The sequence below is a fragment of the Intrasporangium chromatireducens Q5-1 genome (assembly GCF_000576575.1).
Classification (GTDB): domain Bacteria; phylum Actinomycetota; class Actinomycetes; order Actinomycetales; family Dermatophilaceae; genus Intrasporangium_A; species Intrasporangium_A chromatireducens.
Window position 1 is genome coordinate 1 of sequence record NZ_AWQS01000556.1, and the last position, 670, is coordinate 670.

The 670-nt window shown below is 75.1% G+C and carries 1 protein-coding gene; it reads right to left on the reverse strand.

Annotation, left to right across the window (positions count from 1 at the left end):
* Window positions 1-170 precede the first annotated feature (170 nt).
* The gene (locus N864_RS22855; RefSeq protein WP_155893084.1) at window positions 171-590 is read right to left on the reverse strand and encodes an acyl-CoA synthetase family protein; all 420 of its coding nucleotides are present in this window, start codon (window positions 588-590) and stop codon (window positions 171-173) included.
* Between the last annotated feature and the right edge of the window lie 80 nt (window positions 591-670).

Genomic DNA, 670 nt, shown 5'->3' on the forward strand with positions numbered 1-670 from the left:
GCCACCCGGCCCCATGTAGTTGCCGAGAATCACCTCGTCCGGGACGCCGCCCGCGTCCGCGACCACGGCGCGCAGCGTCGCCGCACCCAGCTCCGCCGCCGTCACGTGAGCCAGCCCGTGCCCAGCGGTGCCGAGCGGGGTGCGCCGCGCCGCGACGATCACCGCGCCCGTCACCGCGCACTGCCCGGCTCGGCGTCCGAGAGGGAGGCCAGGGCGGCCCGGTCGACCTTGCCCGCCGGGGTGAGCGGCAGCGCGTCGACCCTTCGCCAGACCCGCGGCCGGTGCGAGGCCGGCAACGCCCGCGCCGCGTCCCGCAGCCGGGGCTCGTCGGTCGGGTCGACGAACGTCACCGCCAGCACCTCACCGAAAGTGGGATGCGGGAGGCCATGCACCGCGAACGGGCCCCCGGCCCCACCTGCCAGGGCCGTCTCTACCTCCGCCACCAGCACCGTCGCACCGGCCGTCGTCACCGCATCCGGCCGCCCCAGCACCTCAAGCACGCCATCACGGATCCGTCCGACATCACCGACGGTGGCCCACTCGCCGTCCCGCCGCAACGGCCCCGACCCGTCGGCCTCGTACCCCCTCACACACCCACGGCGACCGAACCCCGGTGTGGCGCGTCGCGGATGTCGATCTCCACGCCGGCAAACGGGCTCTTCGAAGTTAA